This is a genomic window from Komagataeibacter kakiaceti JCM 25156 (assembly GCF_000613305.1).
The window spans coordinates 1-576 of record NZ_BAIO01000898.1; the positions used below are offsets into that span (position 1 = coordinate 1).

Annotated in this window: 2 protein-coding genes; one reads left to right on the forward strand and one right to left on the reverse strand. The window is 69.8% G+C overall.

Annotated features, from left to right (window positions below):
- A partial coding sequence (locus JCM25156_RS26700; RefSeq protein ID WP_034961811.1) for a site-specific integrase occupies positions 1 to 216 on the reverse strand: 216 nt, incomplete at its 3' end.
- Positions 217 to 290: 74 nt separating this feature from the next.
- On the opposite strand from JCM25156_RS26700, the gene JCM25156_RS26705 reads away from it, so the two are divergent.
- A partial coding sequence (locus JCM25156_RS26705; RefSeq protein ID WP_457851831.1) for a primosomal protein N' family DNA-binding protein occupies positions 291 to 576 on the forward strand: 286 nt, incomplete at its 3' end.

Below are 576 nucleotides of genomic sequence, written 5' to 3' on the forward strand. Positions count from 1 at the left end.
CCCGGCCGCGCCATGTTCCTGCGCCAGCCACGCCCGCAGGTCGGCCAGCGACAGACCGGCCAGCGCGGCCAGATCCGGCTCGCCCCCCAGATGCCCCGCCAGGAACGCCAGAAAACGGTCCAGATCGCCCCGGTAGGCCGTAAGTGTCAGGGGGGAGGCCCGGCGTTCGGTCTCCATCCACTGCAAAAACGCATCCCGTGCCCCGCTCGCCATCATGCCGCCTGCCCTTTCGCGTCGCCCCGCATGACCGATGGACAAGACAGGGGCGATGGATGACGGTAGAAAAACACATGCCGCATCGCAATCCTTCGCAGACAGAGCTGCTACCCACCCCCACCGGGCGGCGGGTGCGGGTCATGCTGACACTGCCCTTCGCCGGGCCGCTCGACTACCCTCCTGGCCGCCCCGGCTGGGCCGATGCGGGGCCGGGGGATATTGTTACCGTGCCGCTGGGCCGCCGCACCGAAACCGGCGTGATATGGGATGAGACCCCCCACCTGCCGCCCGAGTTCATGCCGCCTCCGCAAAGGGAAGTCGCCGCCAGTCGCCTCAAGCCCGTCACCGCGCACCCCGACC